Origin of the sequence: Neisseria sp. P0016.S008, from assembly GCF_051957775.1 — a bacterium.
Lineage (GTDB): Bacteria > Pseudomonadota > Gammaproteobacteria > Burkholderiales > Neisseriaceae > Neisseria > Neisseria flavescens_B.
On record NZ_JBQCWB010000003.1, the window covers coordinates 117,729 to 137,634 of the forward strand.

The 19,906-nt window shown below is 45.5% G+C and carries 23 protein-coding genes and 2 tRNA genes; 3 read left to right on the top strand and 22 right to left on the bottom strand.

Annotated elements, in window-relative coordinates:
- From ACTHS8_RS04705 to mraZ, 17 genes are all read right to left on the bottom strand, one after another.
- A partial coding sequence (locus ACTHS8_RS04705; protein ID WP_440373123.1) for a tetratricopeptide repeat protein occupies positions 1 to 352 on the bottom strand: 352 nt, incomplete at its 3' end.
- A 61-nt stretch (positions 353 to 413) separates the two neighbouring features.
- Positions 414 to 938 (bottom strand): hypothetical protein, encoded by a 525-nt coding sequence (locus ACTHS8_RS04710; protein ID WP_440373124.1) that lies wholly within the window; start codon positions 936 to 938, stop codon positions 414 to 416.
- A 24-nt stretch (positions 939 to 962) separates the two neighbouring features.
- Positions 963 to 2,036 (bottom strand): hypothetical protein, encoded by a 1,074-nt coding sequence (locus tag ACTHS8_RS04715; RefSeq protein WP_440373125.1) that lies wholly within the window; start codon positions 2,034 to 2,036, stop codon positions 963 to 965.
- A 22-nt stretch (positions 2,037 to 2,058) separates the two neighbouring features.
- On the bottom strand, positions 2,059 to 2,544 hold the full coding sequence (locus ACTHS8_RS04720; RefSeq protein ID WP_440373126.1) for a hypothetical protein: 486 nt from the start codon (positions 2,542 to 2,544) through the stop codon (positions 2,059 to 2,061).
- Positions 2,545 to 2,683: 139 nt separating this feature from the next.
- Positions 2,684 to 3,295, bottom strand: a complete 612-nt coding sequence (locus ACTHS8_RS04725; protein ID WP_440373127.1) for a hypothetical protein — start codon at positions 3,293 to 3,295, stop codon at positions 2,684 to 2,686.
- 130 nt (positions 3,296 to 3,425) lie between these two features.
- The gene (locus tag ACTHS8_RS04730) at positions 3,426 to 3,905 is read right to left on the bottom strand and encodes a group II truncated hemoglobin (protein WP_063076847.1); all 480 of its coding nucleotides are present in this window, start codon (positions 3,903 to 3,905) and stop codon (positions 3,426 to 3,428) included.
- Between the two features lie 115 nt (positions 3,906 to 4,020).
- Positions 4,021 to 5,103, bottom strand: a complete 1,083-nt coding sequence (mraY, locus tag ACTHS8_RS04735) for a phospho-N-acetylmuramoyl-pentapeptide-transferase (protein WP_036493428.1) — start codon at positions 5,101 to 5,103, stop codon at positions 4,021 to 4,023.
- Between the two features lie 100 nt (positions 5,104 to 5,203).
- Positions 5,204 to 5,353, bottom strand: coding sequence for a hypothetical protein (locus ACTHS8_RS04740; protein WP_049322572.1), 150 nt, complete (start codon positions 5,351 to 5,353; stop codon positions 5,204 to 5,206).
- Between the two features lie 15 nt (positions 5,354 to 5,368).
- Complete coding sequence (locus tag ACTHS8_RS04745; protein ID WP_440373128.1) at positions 5,369 to 6,733, bottom strand: UDP-N-acetylmuramoyl-tripeptide--D-alanyl-D-alanine ligase; 1,365 nt, start codon at positions 6,731 to 6,733, stop codon at positions 5,369 to 5,371.
- On the bottom strand, positions 6,730 to 7,233 hold the full coding sequence (locus ACTHS8_RS04750) for a hypothetical protein (RefSeq protein ID WP_063076845.1): 504 nt from the start codon (positions 7,231 to 7,233) through the stop codon (positions 6,730 to 6,732). Before ACTHS8_RS04750 ends, ACTHS8_RS04745 begins: the two co-directional genes overlap by 4 nt.
- 21 nt (positions 7,234 to 7,254) lie before the next feature.
- Positions 7,255 to 8,109, bottom strand: a complete 855-nt coding sequence (locus ACTHS8_RS04755; RefSeq protein WP_063076844.1) for a hypothetical protein — start codon at positions 8,107 to 8,109, stop codon at positions 7,255 to 7,257.
- A gap of 24 nt (positions 8,110 to 8,133) precedes the next feature.
- Entirely contained in the window at positions 8,134 to 8,655 is a 522-nt protein-coding gene (locus ACTHS8_RS04760) for a M23 family metallopeptidase (protein ID WP_440373129.1), read from the bottom strand.
- Between the two features lie 180 nt (positions 8,656 to 8,835).
- Complete coding sequence (locus ACTHS8_RS04765) at positions 8,836 to 10,314, bottom strand: UDP-N-acetylmuramoyl-L-alanyl-D-glutamate--2,6-diaminopimelate ligase (RefSeq protein ID WP_063076842.1); 1,479 nt, start codon at positions 10,312 to 10,314, stop codon at positions 8,836 to 8,838.
- 26 nt (positions 10,315 to 10,340) lie between these two features.
- On the bottom strand, positions 10,341 to 12,089 hold the full coding sequence (locus ACTHS8_RS04770) for a peptidoglycan D,D-transpeptidase FtsI family protein (protein ID WP_003748269.1): 1,749 nt from the start codon (positions 12,087 to 12,089) through the stop codon (positions 10,341 to 10,343).
- Positions 12,090 to 12,167: 78 nt separating this feature from the next.
- Positions 12,168 to 12,431, bottom strand: a complete 264-nt coding sequence (gene ftsL, locus ACTHS8_RS04775) for a cell division protein FtsL (protein WP_003681879.1) — start codon at positions 12,429 to 12,431, stop codon at positions 12,168 to 12,170.
- Between the two features lie 63 nt (positions 12,432 to 12,494).
- Complete coding sequence (gene rsmH, locus ACTHS8_RS04780; RefSeq protein WP_440373130.1) at positions 12,495 to 13,457, bottom strand: 16S rRNA (cytosine(1402)-N(4))-methyltransferase RsmH; 963 nt, start codon at positions 13,455 to 13,457, stop codon at positions 12,495 to 12,497.
- Positions 13,454 to 13,909: a division/cell wall cluster transcriptional repressor MraZ gene (mraZ, locus tag ACTHS8_RS04785; protein ID WP_440373131.1), complete on the bottom strand. Its 456-nt coding sequence runs from the start codon at positions 13,907 to 13,909 to the stop codon at positions 13,454 to 13,456. Before mraZ ends, rsmH begins: the two co-directional genes overlap by 4 nt.
- A 402-nt stretch (positions 13,910 to 14,311) precedes the next feature.
- Between mraZ and ACTHS8_RS04790 the strand changes: the two genes are divergently transcribed.
- The 3 genes from ACTHS8_RS04790 (at position 14,312) to ACTHS8_RS04800 (ending at position 15,728) form a co-directional block, all read left to right on the top strand.
- Entirely contained in the window at positions 14,312 to 15,463 is a 1,152-nt protein-coding gene (locus ACTHS8_RS04790; protein WP_440373132.1) for a class I SAM-dependent methyltransferase, read from the top strand.
- 106 nt (positions 15,464 to 15,569) lie between these two features.
- Positions 15,570 to 15,646 (top strand) — tRNA-Met (locus tag ACTHS8_RS04795).
- A gap of 6 nt (positions 15,647 to 15,652) precedes the next feature.
- A tRNA-Ala gene (locus ACTHS8_RS04800) sits at positions 15,653 to 15,728 on the top strand.
- A gap of 141 nt (positions 15,729 to 15,869) precedes the next feature.
- On the opposite strand, the gene ACTHS8_RS04805 is transcribed toward ACTHS8_RS04800, so the two are convergent.
- The 5 genes from ACTHS8_RS04805 to petA form a co-directional block, all read right to left on the bottom strand.
- Positions 15,870 to 16,274 (bottom strand): ClpXP protease specificity-enhancing factor, encoded by a 405-nt coding sequence (locus tag ACTHS8_RS04805; protein ID WP_440373133.1) that lies wholly within the window; start codon positions 16,272 to 16,274, stop codon positions 15,870 to 15,872.
- Positions 16,275 to 16,285: 11 nt separating this feature from the next.
- On the bottom strand, positions 16,286 to 16,891 hold the full coding sequence (locus ACTHS8_RS04810; protein ID WP_003685910.1) for a glutathione S-transferase N-terminal domain-containing protein: 606 nt from the start codon (positions 16,889 to 16,891) through the stop codon (positions 16,286 to 16,288).
- A gap of 214 nt (positions 16,892 to 17,105) precedes the next feature.
- Entirely contained in the window at positions 17,106 to 17,891 is a 786-nt protein-coding gene (locus ACTHS8_RS04815) for a cytochrome c1 (protein WP_254322270.1), read from the bottom strand.
- A gap of 14 nt (positions 17,892 to 17,905) precedes the next feature.
- Positions 17,906 to 19,255, bottom strand: coding sequence for a cytochrome b (locus ACTHS8_RS04820; RefSeq protein WP_049328413.1), 1,350 nt, complete (start codon positions 19,253 to 19,255; stop codon positions 17,906 to 17,908).
- A gap of 18 nt (positions 19,256 to 19,273) precedes the next feature.
- A complete protein-coding gene (petA, locus tag ACTHS8_RS04825; RefSeq protein WP_049335346.1) occupies positions 19,274 to 19,855 on the bottom strand; it encodes a ubiquinol-cytochrome c reductase iron-sulfur subunit in 582 nt (193 codons plus the stop codon).
- Positions 19,856 to 19,906 lie beyond the last annotated feature (51 nt).

Here is a 19,906-nt window from a genome sequence, read left to right on the forward strand (position 1 = left end):
TCCAACCCAAATTATATTGGGCTTGTGCATACCCTTGTTCTGCTGATTTACGAAACCATTTTAGCGCTTCTTCGTAATCCTGATTAACTCCTACTCCATTGTAATACAGCAAACCTAAATTTTTTTGAGCAGTTTGCTGACCTTGCTCTGCTGCCTTCCGAAGCCAATACGTAGCCGATGCGTAATCTTCACGAAAAAGATAGATTGCTCCCAAACTAGACTGTGCTGGTACACTGCCTTGTTTTGCATTTTGTATTAGTTTGTCCAAATCAGACACATCTTCCGCCCAAGCTGCTTGCCCTATGCCAAAAGCTAGTAAGGCAACCATCATTTTTTTTAATAATTTATTCATTCTAAAATCTATTTCTTTCAAGTTATTGTTTCTGTTTTATACTAGTTTTTCAGACGACGTTTTATTTCTTTCTTGGTTTTGCCTGACGATAGCCGTTACCGACATTTTTACCTGTATTGATACAAATGCGCCCTTCACATATGTAGGCATCCGACTCAGCAAATGCTTTGGCAGTTTCAATGGCATGTTCATAACTCTCCAATTCCGCACGCCTATCAGCCAAATCAACAACCATATATCGCACCACCACAAACAATATAATGACAGCAATAGCTAATACTACGCCTATGCCGATATACCAGCTTTTGATAATTTTATTGAGCTTTCCCACTTCACGATTTAATTCATCAACTGCCTTCTTATACCCTTCACTTGCTAAGCCCAATGACTGCTCAGTTTCTTGACGGATAGTTTTCCCTGCATTGTCAACTATATTACCAACCTGTCGTCTGAACCGGTTGGACTCCTCCGACAAAGCACGCTGTTGCTCATTAATTCGGCCATCAATTTTCTTCCCCTGTTCGATAACGTCCGCCCGCAACATTACCAACACCTTTATAGCCTCATCAAATTTCTTATCGTCCATTTAAACCTTCCCTGATATACGGATTTAAAGCGTTCTGACCATTGCCCGGCTTGAATGTACCAACTCCTGTTGCCGTTCCAATTCCTGCTGTTCTTTATATTCAACCAACAGATTTTCTCCCTGCCTCAGCATACGCTGACCTTCTTCCGACTGCGCCAGACTTTTACCTAACATATCTAACTGACTGCTGTCCGCAGACAAAACTGCAGCGTATAAATCACTACCGTTCAAATTATTCCAGTCAGGCAAATTATAGTTGAAAGAGGACTCATCTTGAATTTGTTTGATAGGCTCTCCATTTATATCAGTAACCGTCTCACTTTCCACTGGCAAACCACGCTCATCTTGACGCAAATAATCAGTATTTACCGTCTTGATAGTTTCATTTTTTTCGTCGTAAGTTTTGACTGTTTTACCTATAAGGTTGCCATCTTGGTCGTAATGATTGGTTTGAGAATTGATGGGATTAGGTACAGAAACAAACATTGACTCACCGATATAATCAGGTCTTATTGGCTCATTATGAAATTTACTGACTATTTCGTTGGACATCGTTACAGCCAAATATTCAGGAGCGTTATAAAATTTATGTTTCTCGTCACCTGATGCAAAAGGCTTATTATAACTGTCCATTTCAACATCAGATTTTGCCAAATTAGGATCAGTTGCATGAACCAACTCATGAAACAAAACATTAGCAGCAGATTGGACTCCTAATGAAACTTTTTTCCCATTAATTTCAGAAAAAATCTCTGCCGATTGATTAGGGTTCCAAAAGATAATCCCATCAGTATTATTGGGTCTTAGTGGATAAAAAGTGTTATCTCCCTCTTTAAAGATTACGATATGAATACCCATATCAGAAGCATTTTGAATCAACGAATTAGCTTTTTCATTTTGCTGCAAATATTGCAAAGCCAAGTCTAATTTTTTGACATCATCCGAATCTGCAGGCATTAAAGCATTCACTTTTGTTTTATCAAACTCTTTCGTCTCATTACTGTAAGCGTTATTTTCTATTAAAACTCTCCCAAAAGTTTCCTTATTTTGCACACTGGCAACAAAACCTTTTTTATTAAAATCCACACCGCTTGTCATAAACAGCTCCAACTTAAATTAATCATTTCAGGATATTTTGATTTGGATCGATCATATTAAATAACTCTTTTAATCCTTTTGAATCCAATAAAATCAAGAATCTCTCATCATTCTTAATAATTTTACTGAATAAAAAAGCTTCTCCCACTGCTGCCTCTCGAGTAAGTATTTGGACAGAATGGGTGTTATACTTAATTTCAATCAATATCAAATATACTGAATCAAATTGATCATAGGGATTTAATGTACTTTTAATTCTATTAAAACCAGAGAAAAAATGAGAATAGTCTTTTGGTTCTAAACGGTAATGGACAGATTTTGTACCAAATAAGTCTTTATAACCCAAACCTTCCCCTACTCTTTGTTTAATTTGCTCAGCAGTAGAAATTGGTGAAAATGATTCAACAAATCCATAAAGAGCATATACATCGATAGATTTAACACCCTCACTAGGAATTTGTATCACCTCATCTAATTTTTTTGCATTCTTAGCAAAATAAGTATTCATATTATGCAACTCCTGTTTTTTCGAAATGTTCACATCTTTTACCAAAGTTTCTGTTTGGCAAGCTGATAATGTTATACAAAAACTAATTCCAAGTAGAAATCTCAACATAACTATCCTTTCTTATATCTTTTCCACAATTTTAAAAATATAGATAACTGGGAATTTCAAAAACTTCTCCGCAACGGCTCACTCCATAATAGCTTCTTGTTTTTTCAATTTTCTGATAAACACGCTTTTGTTCTTCATCCATTTTAAAATTTGGCCTTATTTGCCAATACTCCAACATTACATATCCATAAAATTTCCCAGTGAATTTATAGACATATTTAACCGGACCGCTACCGTCATTAATATCACCTATATATACATGACAGCAATCATCATTAAATGATTTAAAATTAGCAATATCAAAAGTCTCAGAATTTTTAGAAAAATCTTGATTTTTTTTATACCCACCCAAAGAAATATCTGAACCCTTATTTATCAACAAAATTATTGCATCATTAACCATTTTTTCTTTTGAATATTCAGAAAAATACTTTCTGTCCCTAATGCAATATCCTTTATCTACGATTTGCGACATACCCATATATAAAATTAACGGGGTAACAATGATTAAAATTGCTATACATCGCCGCACTTTTATAGGAAGTGTGCACGTATATTTATAAATTCTCCATACGATGTACACAATAATAGGAAAAAAGACTATTCCAACTAACCACATCAGCATTATTCCTACAACATCCATATTACCTCCTGTTTTAGCCGTAGGCTGGATTCAGAATCCGACCTTTTCATGATTCGAGTTTAAAGTCCCCTTTTATCATGATGATTAATCTATTTTTACATTTGCTATCATAATCACTTTTCAGACAACCTCAACCTTCAAAATAACTGTCCACGCCATATTGCTTTAAAACGTTTTTCAATTCGGGAATGCGGATTACGGGATCAACCGCCATCGGCGGCATAGGCGGTTCGACACCGTCTTCGTTTTGATTACGACACCAATCTGCCATCGCAAAAACTTGGATTAACACCGGTTCGGCAAGTGCTTTGTCGATGTCCAGTTCGCTCATGGCTTGGGCAAAACAGGCGACCCATTCGTTGCGGACTTGTACGTTGACGGCAAAAGGCATATGGCGGGCACGCAGTTGGGGATGGCCGTATTTTTCGACAAAGAGTTGTGGACCGCCGAGCCAGCCGCTGAAAAATTCGTAGAGCTTTTCGCGTATCAGGGTCATGTCTTCGCCGTGCATTTGGCGCAAGGCTTGGTATTGCGGCTCGAGTTCCATCAAGTCGTAGAAACGGTCGGTCAGGGTGCGGATGCCGGTTGCGCCGCCAAAAGATTGGTACATGTTTGGGGACTTTCTGTGTGGATTATTGCGGGATTTATTTTGAGACGTAGGATTCAGGCAAGCATACTTACCTTACATAATGGCCGTCTGAAAGTTTCAGACGGCCTTTGAAGATTTAGCGGATTTTGAGGGTACTTAAACCAATCAGCACCAAGACGATGGTGATAATCCAGAAACGGACAACGACTTGGGTTTCTTTCCAGCCTTTTTGTTCGTAATGGTGATGAATCGGCGCCATCAGGAAGATGCGTTTTTTGGTACGTTTGTACCAACCGACTTGCAACATAACGGAAATGGCTTCAACAACAAACAGGCCGCCCATAATGACGAGGACAAATTCTTGGCGGATGATGACGGCAACGGTACCGAGTGCCGCGCCAAGCGCGAGCGCGCCTACATCGCCCATAAAGACTTGTGCCGGATAAGCGTTAAACCACAAAAAGCCGAGACACGCGCCACACATGGCGGTACAGAAAATCACGACTTCGTTCGCGCCGGCAACGTAAGGTAATTGCAGGTATTGTGCAAATTGTGAGTGGCCGCTGGCATAAGCAAAAATGGCAAGGCCGGCGGCAACGAGGACGACGGGAAATGCGGCCAAGCCGTCCAAACCGTCGGTCAGGTTAACGGCATTGGATGTGCCGACGATGGTCAGGTAGGACAATACCAAGAAGCCGACTACGCCAAGCGGCAAGGCAACTTGTTTGAAGAAGGGAACAATCAGGATATTGTTGGCGGAATTTGTCGCAAGGTAGAACAACGCCAAGCCGGCAATGATGGCAACGCTGGACTGCCACACCATTTTGAATTTGGCAGACACGCCGTTAGGGTCTTTATAAACCACTTTGCGCCAGTCGTCGTAAAAACCGAGTGCGCCGGTAGCGAGCAGGACGCCTAAGAGAATCCAAATATACGGGTTTGCCCAGTTGCCCCACAAGATTGTGGATACGGTAATGGCGGTCAAAATCAACGAGCCGCCCATGGTTGGCGTACCGTTTTTGACGAGGTGGGTTTGCGGGCCGTCGGTACGCACTGCCTGGCCGACTTTAAGCGCAGTCAGTTTGCGGATGGTCCACGGACCAAGCAATAGGGAAAACGCCAAAGCAGTCAAAGCCGCCATGACGGCGCGGAATGTGGTGTATTGAAAAATATTCAGACCGGTTAACCAGTTACTGAAATGTGCGAGCCATAAAAACATGGAACTTCCTTTTTTGTTTTTGTTGTTACAGCGGGCTTATGCCCAATTAAAAATCAATCGGTATGCCGTCTGAAATTGCAGACGGCCTTATTGAGTAAGATTATTTCTCTACCACGCAAATCGGATAGTTTCCGGGGTTCTTTCCGCCGCCCAAGTCCAAGCAGGTATCTTCATAGATAAATGCCTGTACTTTCATTCCGGCATAAAACGCGGCAAACAGCAAACCAGCCAATAGAAAAATCTTTTTCATATTTCAGACGGCCTTTTACGCGGTTGTTGCTGCCAACGCCTCAACCACTTCTTCCATCTTCATAAAGCGCGAGCCTTTGACCAACACAGTAGCGCGTTCAGGCAAATCATGGCTCAACACTTGAATCAAAGGATCTTTGTCTGCAAACCACAAACCTTCCGCACCAAACGTCTCTGCCGCTTCAACGCTGTTGTCGCCGACAAAATATGCAGCCTCGATGCCTTTATCCCGTGCATACGCGCCAACTTCGGCGTGCATGGCGGCGGCTTCATACTCACCCAATTCGCCCATGTCGCCCATCACAAAAATACGCGGCGCGGGCATAGCGGCAAGTACATCAATGGCGGCTTTCATGCTGTCGGGGTTGGCATTATAAGTATCGTCAATCAAAGTTGCATCTTTAATGCCTTGCTTGATATTCAGACGGCCTTTGATATTACTGAAATTTTTCAGGCCGTCTGAAACTTCGGCAAGACTCAAACCTGTTGCCAAAGCCAGAGCCGCCGCTGCTACGGCATTATGCACATTGTGACGGCCGGGGACTGGCAATACCACGGCAACACGTTCATTACCACGCACCAAATCAAATTCGCAGGACAACGGTTTCAACTCAATATTTTCTGCATGGACATCGCCACTGGCAACGCCAAAAGTCTGAGCGTTCAATTGTGCAGTAGCAGCTTCAAATGTAGCGATATTGGCATCTTCGCACGGAATCAGCGCAATGCCGTCTGAAAGCAAACCTTCGTAGATTTCACTTTTGGCTTTGGCAATATCACCGACACCATCAAAACCGCAACCGACATGCGCACGCAAAGCGTTATTGACCAGAGCAACATTCGGACCGGCGATTCGGGTCAGCAAAGATAATTCACCAAAATGGTTCATACCCATTTCAATAACGGCATAGCGGTGTTTTTCGTTCAGTTTCAACAAAGTCAGCGGCAAGCCGATATGGTTGTTGAAATTGCCGGCAGTTGCCAACACGGCTTCATCGCCGAATCGATGACGCAATACGCCGGCCAACATCTCTTTCACCGTCGTTTTGCCGGAAGAGCCGGTAATGCCAAAGACAAACGGATTCACATTTTCACGCCACGCCTTCGCCAGTTTTTGCAACGCCACAAGCGTATCGTCAACCTTCAGCGCGCCTTTCAAAGCCGCACAATCTTCGCGCGAAACCACAACTGCCGTTGCCCCCGCTGCCAACACATCTTCAACAAAGTCATGCGCGTCAAAGCGCTCACCGACAAGCGCGAAAAATACGTCGCCGTCCTGAATATCGCGGCTGTCTGTCACAATACGCGAAACGGGTTGATTTTCAGACGGCATTGGAAGGCCGAGAGTTTGACAGATGAAATTTAGGTCTAGTGGTTTCATGATTGTGTTTCTTGTCCTTGTTCTAACGGCTCCACATTTTTATCCGTATTTTGGGAAACCATTTTTAAATGACGATAATTGCGTCCTGCCAGCACAATAAAAAGGATAGCGGCAAAATTTACGCCGACAGTAAGTTTATTTATTATGAGGCTGAACGATAGTTTCAATACACTATCTATATAAAATACAAAAGAAAATACATCGCTTGCAAAAGCAATCTGCAATATGCATGGCATGTACACATATGTCATTCTCTTAAAACCGACTTCACGGAATTTAAACGCATTCCATGCTGCAGACAGCGCCAATAAACCTAAAGCGAAAATTAAAACTCCAAACAGCACAGACCATGCTATGTTGTTAATCAGTCCTTGCACACTCTGAATTGATGCCAGAATCAACCAAACCACGCCCTGTACAAAAGTCAGCCATGCCATAAATTTGCCGCTTTTGGGCAATTTTTTATATTCAGGAAATGTATTGGAAAACCAACTTTTCATACTACAAATCACTTTCTCTTATCAACTGCCGATTTTCCCGTACTGCTGGTAATCGGAAAAACACAATACAATGGTTTTACCGTTTTGGCGGTAGGGGTGGCAAAGGCTGTAATTGCCGTCTTTTACCTCATAACGTATTTCATTTGTTTGTCCGGCAAATATTCTTTGCAAGTATTCACGCTCGCTCAAATTCGGAGCATAAAGATATTGCGTTTTGCTGATTGTTTCTTTATTGCCATTCCGAGTAACGACAAAACCATTATCATCGCCTACTCCCTGAGCATTAGGTGCTTGCTCATCAATCCCACTTAAATGGGAATCGGCTGAGAAAGCCAAATAAACCTGTTTATTACCGATCGTATCCGGCACAATCACCGTAGCGGCTTTAAAGGCAGAATCTTCCTTCGACATCAGCTCAAGGATTAACGCCGCTTTTCTGATGTACGCCAAGTCAAAACGATAATCTGCCAAAGCATTGATTTGCGATGGATTATCCTTGACGATGCGCTCTAGCGATTGAGTCAAGATCTGACGTTTTTTCTGAACAGTCAGATAATTTCCGCCAAATAACAAGGCGGCTAAAACGGGAAATACTGCCAACAACAAATATAAGGTTTTCCGGCCGCCTTTGCTTTCTTCCTCTTGTCCTCGCTCGGCGATACGGGTCAAATTCAGCATGATGTTCAGTATCAAGGCCCCTGCCATCACGGCAAAAATCCCCAAAATACTCATCAGGAAAATTTCCGTAATGTATTCGCGGAATACCTTAAGCCCGAAAACATTGGATACAATCAGAACAAATACCCAATACACCAGCAGAACGACTGCCACTATACCGACAATATTCGTTGCCTTAACCAATTTCTTTGCGTTCATACTCTCAAATCTTGTTCAGACGGCCTATCTGCTCTGATTAATCAGAGGATACGGATTCACCGCGCCGTTCGGCAGATACACGCCGTAATGCAAGTGAGCTGGCGTAGTCCTGGCGTTGCCGGTTTTACCGACATAGCCGATGACCTGCCCTTCTTTGACTCGCTCATACAGACGGATACGGGCAAATTTATTCAGATGGGCATAGTAATGCCATGCACCCGGCCCTTGAATACCGACAACTTTACCGCCCAATCGGTTGCGTCCGATTTTGGTGACGATGCCGGGCGTGGTACTGCGTATTGGCGTATTTTTCTTAGCAAAAATATCCACACCTTCATGCCTGCGCCCCTGACTGCGCGCTGTGCCCCAAGTGTCATCAAAACGCTTGCCTTTAACAGGATTGGGCAGGCTTTGCTCGGCCGGAGGCTGTTGCGCCCTCAACTGCTCGATTTCGGCAGTAGGACGCGGAAGTTGTTTGGTTGTACAGCCTGCGAATAAAACTACGGCCGCACTGATTAATAAGGTTTTTGTCGGCATTTTCAGCATCAAATCGGTCTCCTTGTTGTTCAGACGGCCTTGTTAAAAAGTCTTCTGAAACAAACAACTGTGATGGGTTTAATGGCTGACGTGCCGTAATGCGTGTGTCGTATTGCTTTTATTGTATATGCTTAAATCTTTTTCAGACGGCCTTAAGGTTTCGGGCCGTCTGAACATTTGTGATATGGCTTAACCGCGCTCTGCCAATGCTTTTTCTGCGATTTCAAAATCGGAGAAATGGTGCTTCACGCCTTGTACATCCTGATAGTTTTCATGCCCTTTACCAGCAATCAGAATGATGTCGTTCGCGGCAGCCTGCTCAACCGCATAACGGATGGCGGCGGCGCGATCAACCTCGACGCATTCAGAATTAGATACGGCAGGCAAAATATCGTTGATGATGTCTTGCGGATTTTCCAAACGCGGGTTGTCGCTGGTGACGACAACTTTATCAGCACCCTGCACGGCTGCCGCGCCCATCAGTGGACGTTTGCCGCGGTCTCGATTGCCGCCGCAGCCGAAGACGCACCATAAGGCCGCGCCCTGCGGTTTGATTTCCTGCAAGGTGGAGAGTGCTTTTTCCAGTGCATCGGGCGTGTGGGCATAATCGACAACGACCAAAGGTTTGCCGCTGTTCATAATGCAATCCATGCGGCCTGAAGCAGGACGGATTTTTGCCAGTACTTCCAAAACGTTATTGAGTGGATAACCGTTGGCACACAGCAAGGCAACGCAGGCGGCGAGATTTTGCGCGTTGAACCGTCCGAGCAGGCGCGTGCGACAGCGGCCTTCGCCCCATGGTGTTTGGAATACGGCTTCCATGCCGTCTGAAGAAGCGGTGAAATCGGTAATGCGGATATCGGCGTGTTCGCTGAAGCCGTAGCCGTAAACGGTCAAATCAGGGCAGTCTTTTTTCAGACGGCCTACCAGTTCTGCACCGTATTCATCATCGACATTAATGATGGCGTGTTTCAAGCCGTGCCAGTAGAACAGGCGCGACTTGATGGCGCCATAGGCTTCCATGGTGCCGTGATAGTCGAGGTGGTCGCGTGTGAGATTGGTGAAGATTGCGCTACGGAATGGCACGCCGTTGACGCGCGATTGGTCAAGGCCGTGGCTGGAAACTTCCATCGCGGCGGCAGTTGCGCCTTGCTGGCGGAAGCGGTAGAGCAGGGTTTGGACATCGACAGGGGCAGGCGTGGTATGCGTGGTCTCTTCCAATGCGCCCCAAAAGCCGTTGCCGACTGTGCCGATAATGGTGGTTTTTTCGCCCAACAAATCGGCAGCTTGCGCCAGCCATTGTGTGATAGAGGTTTTGCCGTTGGTGCCGGTTACGCCCCAAACTTTAAGGCCGTCTGAAACATTGCCGTAAACTTGCGCCGCCAACATACCAGCGCGATGTTTCAGATCTTTAATGCCTTGATTGGGAACATTCCATTCGGGATTCCATATGAATTTGCCGTCATCATCCCAAAAAACAAAGGTTGCACCGTTGGTAATGGCGGCAGGAATATAGCTGCGACCGTCTGTATATTCACCCTGACAGGCAACGAAAATGTCACCCTGTTTAATTTGTCGGCTGTCTGAATGCAACAAACGCCCTGCTGCGTTTTCACACAGCAGAGGCGGAAAGTTGGTTTCAGCCAAGGGGGTTAACTTGCTGAACATAAACAATATCTCTTTGATTGTTTGGATTATGACGGTACTTTGACAGTAGCGGTATTACTTAAAGGCTTAGTCGGGGAAACGCCCAAGATGTTCAAGCTTCCGCTCATGACTTCTTTGAATACGGGACCGGCAACCACGCCGCCGTAATAGCCGTTGGCAGTCGGTTCGTCGATGGTAACGGCCACAATCACGCGTGGATTTTTAGCCGGAGCAAAACCGATGAACGTACCGACGTGTTTGTTATCCACATAGCGGCCATTAACCAGTTTACGCGCCGTACCGGTTTTCGCACCTACGTCGAAACCATCCACAGCACCGGCAGTACCAGTACCGCCGGCTTCAGTAACGGAAACCATCAACTCACGCACTTTTTTCGCAGTAGAGGCTTTGATGACACGCTTGCCTTTAGGTGCAACCGCTTGTTTTTCAAAACTTACCGGCAACAATTCGCCATCATGGGTCAAGACAGTATAAGCTCGCGCCAATTGCAATAAGCTTAATTGCAGACCATAACCGAAAGACATGGTTGCCTGTTCGATTTTTTGCCATCTGCGCCAGCTTCTCAACAAACCTGCAGTCTCACCAGGAAAGCCTGAATGCATACGCACGCCCACACCTAAATCGTGATAGAAATCATACATTTCTTTAGGCGTAAACATGGCAGAAAGTTTACTGGTACCGACGTTTGAAGATTTTTGCATAATGCCACGCACATCCAAAGTAGGATAAACGTGGGTATCTTGTACGGTAGCCGGCCCGATTTTGTAAGGCAGGGTATTAAATGTGTCGGTCGCATCCACTTTGCCTGAATCCAATGCTTTAGCAATGGTAAACGGCTTCATGGCAGAACCGGGTTCGATCATGTCGGTTACGGCGCGGTTACGGCGCTGTTCGCTATTGGCTTGACCCGGTTGATTCGGATCGTAAGCCGGGCTGTTGACCAATGCCAAAATCTCGCCGGTTTGCGCATCCAATACCACAACCGTACCCGCTTTGGCTTTATGATAAGCCACAGCTTTGTTCAACTCCTCATAAGCCAGCGTCTGAATGCGCTGATCCAAAGACAAAATCATGTCTTGGCCGTTTTTAGGCACGCTGTTGCGCGGAGAGTCGAGGCTGTCTACGATATTGCCTTTGTTGTCGCGCAATACGACTTTCGCACCATCTTCGCCGCGCAGGCTGTCTTCACGGGAAAGCTCCAAGCCCTCCTGACCCTTGCCGTCGATATTGGTAAAACCGATAACGTGCGCAAACAGATTGCCCATCGGGTAATGGCGTTTCAATTCTTTTTGGAAGGCGATGCCTTTAATGCCCAATGCTTTGATTTCTTCCGCTTTTTCGTAGCTGAGTTGACGCTTCAGATAGATAAAGCCTTTGTCTTTTTTAGACAATTTATTTTTTAACACTTCAACAGGCACATCGGCAATGGCAGACAGTTTCTCCAACTGCTCGTCAGTCGGCATTTCCTCCATACCGGAAGGCATGGCATACAATGATTCGGTAGGTGCGCTCAAAGCCAATGTAGCACCATTGCGGTCAGTAATCATACCGCGTGATGCAGGCAGCGGAAGCGTGCGCACAAAACGTTGGTCACCCTGATTTTTCAAAAACTCATGCTGACTGGTTTGTAGATAAACCCCGCGCACCAACAGACCGGTAAATGCCAGCGCAACGGCACCCAGCACCAAACCGATACGTCCGTTACTTGTCAGCGGTTTTTTTGTTTTTGTGGTTCCAGACAGCATTTGAGGTTTATATTCGTTCTTAATTAACATGTTGGACTTCTCATGACTTAGCTGCTCAGTGAGCTATTAATTCCCGTAAATCTTGCACTAATGCAAGGCTCTATATTCTTATTTTTTGCGTTCCAGCATAGCCGTATTATGCGCACCCGGCGGAAGCAGATGTTGCTTTTCGGCCGCCACTTTAATCAACTTGTGGTTTGCTAGCCTAGCCTGCTCCAATTTCAAGCGCGCGTAATCCTGTTCCAACTGAATTTCCCGTTTTTGCGCCTTATCCAACTCGATAAAATGCAAGCGGGACTGGTTTTGCTTAAACACTACGGCAAAAGCTGAGACCGTCACCAAAACCAGCAATAAAATATTCAATTTACCCATCTCAAACTTTCAGACGGCCTGTCAAATAGAAACATCCCTTGCGACAGTGCCGAAACGCTTTCCCTAGTCAACAACCGAAAATTCGCCACTGCTTCGCTCCGCCACACGCAAAACTGCACTGCGCGCACGCGGATTGGCTTCAGTTTCTATCGAACCCGGTTTGATTGCTTTGCCCACAGCCTTCAAAGGCAGCTGAGGCAAATCCGCTTCCTTAACCACTGCCCAACGAGGCAATGGCGCATGTTGCGAATATTTTTTAATAAACTGCTTCACAATTCTGTCTTCCAGCGAATGGAACGCAATGACAGCCAAACGTCCACCCTCTTTCAGACGGCCTGCAACCTGCGGCAAAACTGCCTCTACCTCTTCGAGCTCGCGGTTAATAAAGATGCGAACTGCCTGGAAGGTGCGCGTTGCAGGGTCTTGTCCGCGCTCACGAGTACGGACGTTTTGCGCCACAAGCTGCGCCAGCTTGCGGGTTGTATCGATGGGACTCTCCTCGCGTTGCGCAACAATGGCGCGCGCAATCTGGCGACTAAACCGCTCTTCACCATAATTCTTAATTACCTCATGTAAATCCTGTTCGGATGCGGTTGCAATCCATTCTGCCGCAGACATCCCGCGAGTCGGATCCATCCGCATATCCAATGGCGCATCAAAGCGGAAACTGAATCCGCGGCTGCCATCGTCAATTTGCGGCGACGAAATCCCCAAATCAAAAAGCGCACCGTCAATCTTATCGATGCCTAATTCATCCAAGGCCGTCTGAAATGTTTCAAAACCATTGTGTACGACACTGACGCGCTTATCTTGCTCTGCCAATTCATTAGCTACCGCAATCGCCTCGGGGTCTTTATCAAAAACAACCAAACGACCCTGCTCACCCAAACGCGACAAAATCAGCCGGGAATGCCCTCCCCTACCGAACGTACCGTCCACATAAATCCCGTCTTCACGGATTGCCAACGCATCCACCGCCTCATGCAACAAGACAGTAACATGCTGATAATTCTCAACTTTACTCACAATTGCAAATCCGTTTGACTCAATTGGAAAGCCAATTCATCAGGATCGATATCCAAAGCCCGATTCATTTCCTCTTCCCAATGTTCGCGGCCCCACAACTCCATACGGTTTGCACGACCAACCAAAGTAACTTCTTTTTCAAAATCCACGCGTTTGCGCAGATTGGCCGGAATCAAAACGCGTCCGGCGCTGTCCCATTCCAAAATCTCCGCATTGTGCAGCAACAAATTCTGATACCGTTGCAAAGCTTCATTGCCGGCTACTTTCAACTTCAAAATCTGCTCGGCTTTCTCTTCCCAAACGGGCTCGGGGTACATTAATAATTTTTTTCGGGAATCCAGTGTGACCACAATTGCAGGCGTATAACGGCGCAGCAAAATATCGCGGAATTTGGCAGGAATCGCCAACCGCCCTTTACTATCCATACTCAATTCATGAGCACCGCCAAACACATCACACCCCAAATTCGATTAAAATAAAACTAGAGTGGGATTAAAAATCCCACCTCCCTAAAATATTTCGTTTTCACTTCTACGGAACACTTTTTAGGAAAAAGTAACCACTTCCACCCACTATGCCCCACTAACCGACACTATAAGAAATTTTGGCAATCAGGTCAAATTCGTTTCTTATCTGAAATGAAACACTAAATGCTTAAAATTCAATAGTTTATATACGCAACAATGAATGACATATGGATTTTATAAGCATTCCGTTTAGCATAAAATACTAGATATAGTATGATTTATATTATAAAAATACTACATATAGTATTTTTATACTCAATTACCACCCATTCCGTAAGCAGCTATAATATACAAACAAATTCAAATTTTTTACATTATCTAACAGTCATGAAGCCACAACTCCCCCTCCCCTCCCCTGACGCACAAGCCTCTTCAGCACACCTGACTAAGCTCATCAAAAACGAAATTGAACAACATCAAAACTGGATACCTTTCTCCCGATTTATGGAGCTTGCCCTTTACACACCCCAATACGGCTATTACAGCGGAGGCAGCCATAAAATCGGCACGGACGGCGACTTCATTACTGCCCCCACCCTATCTCCCTTATTCGGGCAAACCCTTGCCAGACAACTTACCGAATTACTGCCACAAACAGCAGGCAATATCTACGAATTTGGTGCAGGCACAGGCCATCTTGCCGCTACTTTGTTACAAAATCTTTCAGACGGCCTAAATCATTACTACATTATTGAGCTGTCGGCAGAGCTTGCAGAAAGACAACGTCAACATATTCTTGAGCACACATCTCCCGAAGCAGCCGCAAAAGTCATCCACCTCACCGCATTACCCGAACACTTTGACGGCATCATCATCGGCAACGAAGTATTGGATGCCATGCCGGTCGAACGCTTGATTTATCAAGATGAAGGATTTCAACAAATCGGCGTCAGCTTAGAGAATGACAAGTTAATCGAAGCCATCAGACCATTGGCCCAAGCCAAGCTTACACAAACAGCCTCTTTGTACTTTCCTCCCCTCCCTTCATACACAAGCGAGCTTCACTCGGCACAATATGCCTTTATCCAAACCCTGGCCGCCAAATTGCAGCGCGGCGGCATGATATTTATCGATTACGGCTTCGATGCCGCTCAGTATTACCACCCGCAACGCAAGGAAGGCACATTTATCGGCCACTATCGCCATCACACTATCCATGACCCATTTTTCAATATCGGCCTGACCGATTTGACTGCGCATGTCAATTTCACCGATATCGCACGCGCCGGCACGGAATCAGGTTTGGACTTAATCGGTTACCTGCCCCAATCTTATTTCCTACTCAATCTCGGTATCACTGATCTGCTGGCACAAATCGGTAGCCCGGATTCGGTTGAATATATCCAAGCCGCAGCAGCAGTACAGAAACTGATACATCAGCACGAAATGGGCGAACTTTTTAAAGTGATCGCTTTTGGCAAAGACATCGATATTGATTGGGCAGGCTTCAGCCACGGTGACATTTGCCATAAACTATAGCCTGACAATCTACTTTTTATTTTTTAAAAACAATAAGAAATAAAAAAAACCAAAATTATCGCTTGCCAAATATTCAAAAAAAACTATAATAGCGACTTCACGAAACGGCGAATTAGCTCAGTCGGTTAGAGCAGAGGAATCATAATCCTTGTGTCCGGGGTTCGAATCCCTGATTCGCCACCAAATTTCGGGGGTATAGCTCAGTTGGTAGAGCGCTTGCATGGCATGCAAGAGGTCAGCGGTTCGATCCCGCTTACCTCCACCACTAAACAAAAAAGCTCTTGTTAAATACAAGAGCTTTTTTGTTTGGCTTAATTAATAACTGATTACCCATTAATTTTGCCACTTCAATACCCCCAATCAATAAAGGCCGTCTGAAACATTTCAGACGGCCTTTTGTCTTTAATTACTTCACAAGCTTCAATACTTTTTTCGGTTTGTCTTCCGCAGATTCAGCTTTTTTATCTTCCGCCGCCGCAGCTTCAACAGAAGCAGGCTGATATGGTTCTACCTCAAAACCCATACCCTCTCCACTTTCGCGACCAAATATACTGACAATATGACCGACCGGAATCCAAATCTCGTGCGCTACGCCGGAAAAGCGTGCAGAGAAATTGACCCATTCGTTGTCGATATTCAAGTTATGGCTGGCGGTAGGACCAATATTTAAAACAATTTCATTATCACGCACATACTGCATCGGCACTCGGGTATGTTCATTTACCCAAGCCACGATGTGCGGTGTTTGGTTATTATCCAAACACCATTCATACAAAGCACGCAAAAAATACGGTTTGGTTGAAGTTGCCATAGGTTCGTCCTTTAGCGGCGCATGGCTTTTTCAGCCGGCGTCAATGCTTCAATAAAGGCTTCGCGTTGGAAAATACGCTCGGCGTACTTCAGCAAAGGAGCAGCAGATTTACCCAGTTTGATGTCGTAATAATCCAAACGCCACAACAGTGGAGACAAAGCAACATCAATCATGGAGAAGTCATCGCCCAAGATGTATTTGTTTTTAGCAAAAGACGGTGCCAACAGTGTCAAACCATTACCAATGGCTTCACGTGCTTTAGCTTGTTCTTTATTGGTAGATTCAGGGTTTTCCAACACTTGCACCAAGCTGAACAATTCTTTTTCCATACGGTACAGTACCAAACGGCCGCGACCGCGCATAACAGGATCACCCGGCATCAACTGAGGATGAGGAAAACGCTCGTCAATGTATTCGTTGATGATGTTTGATTCGTGCAAAATCAAATCACGCTCAACCAGAACCGGTACTTGGTTATACGGATTCATCAAAGCCAAGTCTTCAGGTTTATTGAACACGTCCACATCTTTGATTTCAAAATCCATGCCTTTTTCGTACAGCACAAAACGGCAGCGTTGGCTGAATGGACAAGTAATACCTGAATACAATGTCATCATAATCTTTTACTCCTGATAAATCTTTTCAGACGGCCTTAAGCCTTATAAAAATTCAGACAGAATTATACATAATTTCAAACACTTAATCCAGAAATTTCACATATCACTTTGTTTATATTAAGTAATTTTAAAATTTACATTATTTCCGCATAAACCAATTTCACAAACAAAAAAGGCAAACCCGAAATAGGTTTGCCTTTTTGATTCAAAAGAATTAGTGAACGTCTTTCCAGAATTCTTTTTTCAGGAAGTAAGCCAATGGCAGCATTACCGCAAACAGGAATGCCAGAACCATGTAGCCGATGCGGTGGCGTTGCAACTGAGCAGGCTCACCCATGTACACCAAGTAGTTCACCAAGTCGCGTACATAAGTATCGTACTCTTTTTGGATCACTTTACCGTTAGGCAGGCGACGGCTTTGCAGACCGGTAGATTCCCAATACAGCTTAGGAGTTAGGTTGCCATGCTCGTCTTTAATCATAACGGGCTGACCTTTGGCATCCAACTCAACGGCTTGAACACCTTGTTGCTCCCACAATGGGTGAGGCATACTCGCACCGGCCAAAACAGTATTGTTCCAACCGTTCGGACGAGTTGGGTCTTTATAGAAGCCGCGCATATAGGCGTACAGGTAGTCTGCACCCTTAGAACGGGCAATCAGGGTCAAATCCGGCGGAGGCGCACCCAACCATTTGGAGGCATCTTTCGGATCCATTGCCGCTACCATGACATCACCAACGTTGTCTGTTGTGAACATCAGGTTTTTCTTGATTTCATCTTCAGTCAAACCGATGTCTTTTAGACGGTTGAAGCGCATACCGCTTGCAGAGTGGCAAGACAAACAGTAGTTTGTAAAGATTTGCGCACCGTGCTGCAGGCTGACTTGGTCACGCAGGTCGATATCGACTTTTTCGTAGTGTCCGCCGCCGCTGGCAACGGCTGCACTCATAGGCACTGCCAGCAATAAGGCAGCAAACCAGTTTTTCAGAGTTTGTTTCATTTTCGCTGCCCTCATCAGATATTGGTTGCAAACAAGTAAGCACCGACAACGGTAATACCGACGTAAACAAAGAACATAATTTTTTGTTTAGTAGTGCTCATGGTTACGCGTTCAGGAACTGGTTTGTTGGTATCCAGTTTGGTATAGAACGGCATACCCAGGAAGAATGCAAAGTAGACGAAAGACAGGATACGTGCAACCAAAGTACGAGTATCAGTTGCTACCATTGCACCCAAAATACCCAAACCGATGAAGGCAATAATGAACAGAACCAACGCCGTTTTGAAGATTGGGCCGCGATAGCGGACAGATTTAACCTCGCCTTTATCCAACCAAGGCAACAAGGCGATCAGTACAACTGCTGCACCCATACCGATTACACCCCATACCTGAGTACCGGCAAAGGAAGGAATCGCACGCAGAATTGCGTAGAACGGAGTGAAGTACCATACCGGCGCAATGTGCGGAGGTGTTTTCAGCGCATTCGCTGCATCGAAGTTTGGCGCTTCCAAGAAGTAGCCGCCACCTTCAGGTGCAAAGAACAACACAGAACAGAAGACAATCAGGAATACAACGACGCCCAAGATGTCTTTAACGGTGTAGTAAGGATGGAAGGGGATACCATCGCGTGGAATACCGTTTTCGTCTTTGTTTTTCTTGATTTCAACGCCATCAGGGTTGTTAGAACCCACTTCGTGCAGGGCGATGATGTGTGCCACAACCAAGCCAAGCAATACCAGAGGTACTGCGATAACGTGCAGGGCAAAGAAGCGGTTCAGAGTAACGTCGGAAACGTTGAAGTCACCGCGGATCCAAGTGGACAAATCAGGACCGATAACAGGGATGGCGGAGAACAGGTTAATAATTACCTGCGCACCCCAGAAGGACATTTGACCCCAAGGCAACAGGTAACCCATAAAGGCTTCTGCCATCAATGCCAAGAAAATCAGGGAACCGAAAATCCACACCAATTCACGAGGTTTTTTGTACGAGCCGTAAATCAGGCCACGGAACATGTGCAGATAAACGACGATGAAGAAGAAAGATGCGCCGGTGGAGTGCATATAGCGGATAATCCAGCCGCCGGACACGTCGCGCATGATGTACTCTACTGCGGTAAAGGCAGCAGGCAGATGGTAGGCGTTAAGGTTGCCGTCCGGTTTGTAGTTCATGGTCAGGAAAATACCGCTGACGATTTGAATTACAAGGACGAGCAGGGCCAAAGAGCCGAAGTAATACCAGAAGTTGAAGTTCTTCGGCGCATAGTATTGAGCCAAATGCTCATTCCACATTTTAGACAGAGGGAAGCGATCGTCCATCCAGCCTAACAATGCTTTTGCTTTGCTATTGGTTTGGTTTGCCATAATTATCGTTCCTTATTTTTAGTCTTCGCCCACCAAAACAGTCGTATCGCTCAGATATTTGTAAGGCGGTACAACCAAGTTGGTCGGTGCAGGAACACCTTTATACACGCGGCCTGCCATGTCGAATTTCGAACCGTGGCAAGGGCAGAAGAAGCCGCCTTTCCAGTCTGCACCCAAATCCGCAGGAGCAACGTCGGGACGGTAAGTCGGAGAGCAACCCAGGTGGGTACAGATACCGATAGCGACGAGGAGGTTCGGTTTGATCGAACGGTGCTCGTTTTTAGCGTATTCCGGTTGCTGATCCACTTCGGAATTAGGATCCGTAACTGCGCCATCCAAACTTTTCAAGTCTTTGAGCTGTTGATCTGTGCGGTTGACCAGCCAGATCGGTTTGCCCTGCCATTCGGCAGTCAGCATTTGGCCTGCTTCGATTTTGCTGACATCTACTTCGACAGCAGCACCGGCAGCCTTAGCTTTCTCCGATGGGAAGAAGCTGGCCACGAAAGGCGTAGCTACGCCCAGAGCCGCCACACCGCCTGCACCGCAAGTAGCCAGTGTCAGGAAACGGCGGCGACCGTTGTTGATTTCTTGATTATCCATTATTCAGTCGTCCTAAAATTTTGGGAATACCGAGCCATTAAACAGCGTAAT

Coding starts and splice junctions, on each gene's coding strand:
- ACTHS8_RS04710 (WP_440373124.1), bottom strand. CDS start 938: ATGGACGATAAGAAATTTGATGAGGCTATAAAGGTGTTGGTAATGTTG.
- ACTHS8_RS04715 (WP_440373125.1), bottom strand. CDS start 2,036: ATGACAAGCGGTGTGGATTTTAATAAAAAAGGTTTTGTTGCCAGTGTG.
- ACTHS8_RS04720 (WP_440373126.1), bottom strand. CDS start 2,544: ATGAATACTTATTTTGCTAAGAATGCAAAAAAATTAGATGAGGTGATA.
- ACTHS8_RS04725 (WP_440373127.1), bottom strand. CDS start 3,295: ATGGATGTTGTAGGAATAATGCTGATGTGGTTAGTTGGAATAGTCTTT.
- ACTHS8_RS04730 (WP_063076847.1), bottom strand. CDS start 3,905: ATGTACCAATCTTTTGGCGGCGCAACCGGCATCCGCACCCTGACCGAC.
- mraY (WP_036493428.1), bottom strand. CDS start 5,103: ATGTTTTTATGGCTCGCACATTTCAGTAACTGGTTAACCGGTCTGAAT.
- ACTHS8_RS04740 (WP_049322572.1), bottom strand. CDS start 5,353: ATGAAAAAGATTTTTCTATTGGCTGGTTTGCTGTTTGCCGCGTTTTAT.
- ACTHS8_RS04745 (WP_440373128.1), bottom strand. CDS start 6,733: ATGAAACCACTAGACCTAAATTTCATCTGTCAAACTCTCGGCCTTCCA.
- ACTHS8_RS04750 (WP_063076845.1), bottom strand. CDS start 7,233: ATGAAAAGTTGGTTTTCCAATACATTTCCTGAATATAAAAAATTGCCC.
- ACTHS8_RS04755 (WP_063076844.1), bottom strand. CDS start 8,109: ATGAACGCAAAGAAATTGGTTAAGGCAACGAATATTGTCGGTATAGTG.
- ACTHS8_RS04760 (WP_440373129.1), bottom strand. CDS start 8,655: ATGCTGAAAATGCCGACAAAAACCTTATTAATCAGTGCGGCCGTAGTT.
- ACTHS8_RS04765 (WP_063076842.1), bottom strand. CDS start 10,314: ATGTTCAGCAAGTTAACCCCCTTGGCTGAAACCAACTTTCCGCCTCTG.
- ACTHS8_RS04770 (WP_003748269.1), bottom strand. CDS start 12,089: ATGTTAATTAAGAACGAATATAAACCTCAAATGCTGTCTGGAACCACA.
- ftsL (WP_003681879.1), bottom strand. CDS start 12,431: ATGGGTAAATTGAATATTTTATTGCTGGTTTTGGTGACGGTCTCAGCT.
- ACTHS8_RS04790 (WP_440373132.1), top strand. CDS start 14,312: ATGAAGCCACAACTCCCCCTCCCCTCCCCTGACGCACAAGCCTCTTCA.
- ACTHS8_RS04805 (WP_440373133.1), bottom strand. CDS start 16,274: ATGGCAACTTCAACCAAACCGTATTTTTTGCGTGCTTTGTATGAATGG.
- ACTHS8_RS04810 (WP_003685910.1), bottom strand. CDS start 16,891: ATGATGACATTGTATTCAGGTATTACTTGTCCATTCAGCCAACGCTGC.
- ACTHS8_RS04815 (WP_254322270.1), bottom strand. CDS start 17,891: ATGAAACAAACTCTGAAAAACTGGTTTGCTGCCTTATTGCTGGCAGTG.
- ACTHS8_RS04820 (WP_049328413.1), bottom strand. CDS start 19,255: ATGGCAAACCAAACCAATAGCAAAGCAAAAGCATTGTTAGGCTGGATG.
- petA (WP_049335346.1), bottom strand. CDS start 19,855: ATGGATAATCAAGAAATCAACAACGGTCGCCGCCGTTTCCTGACACTG.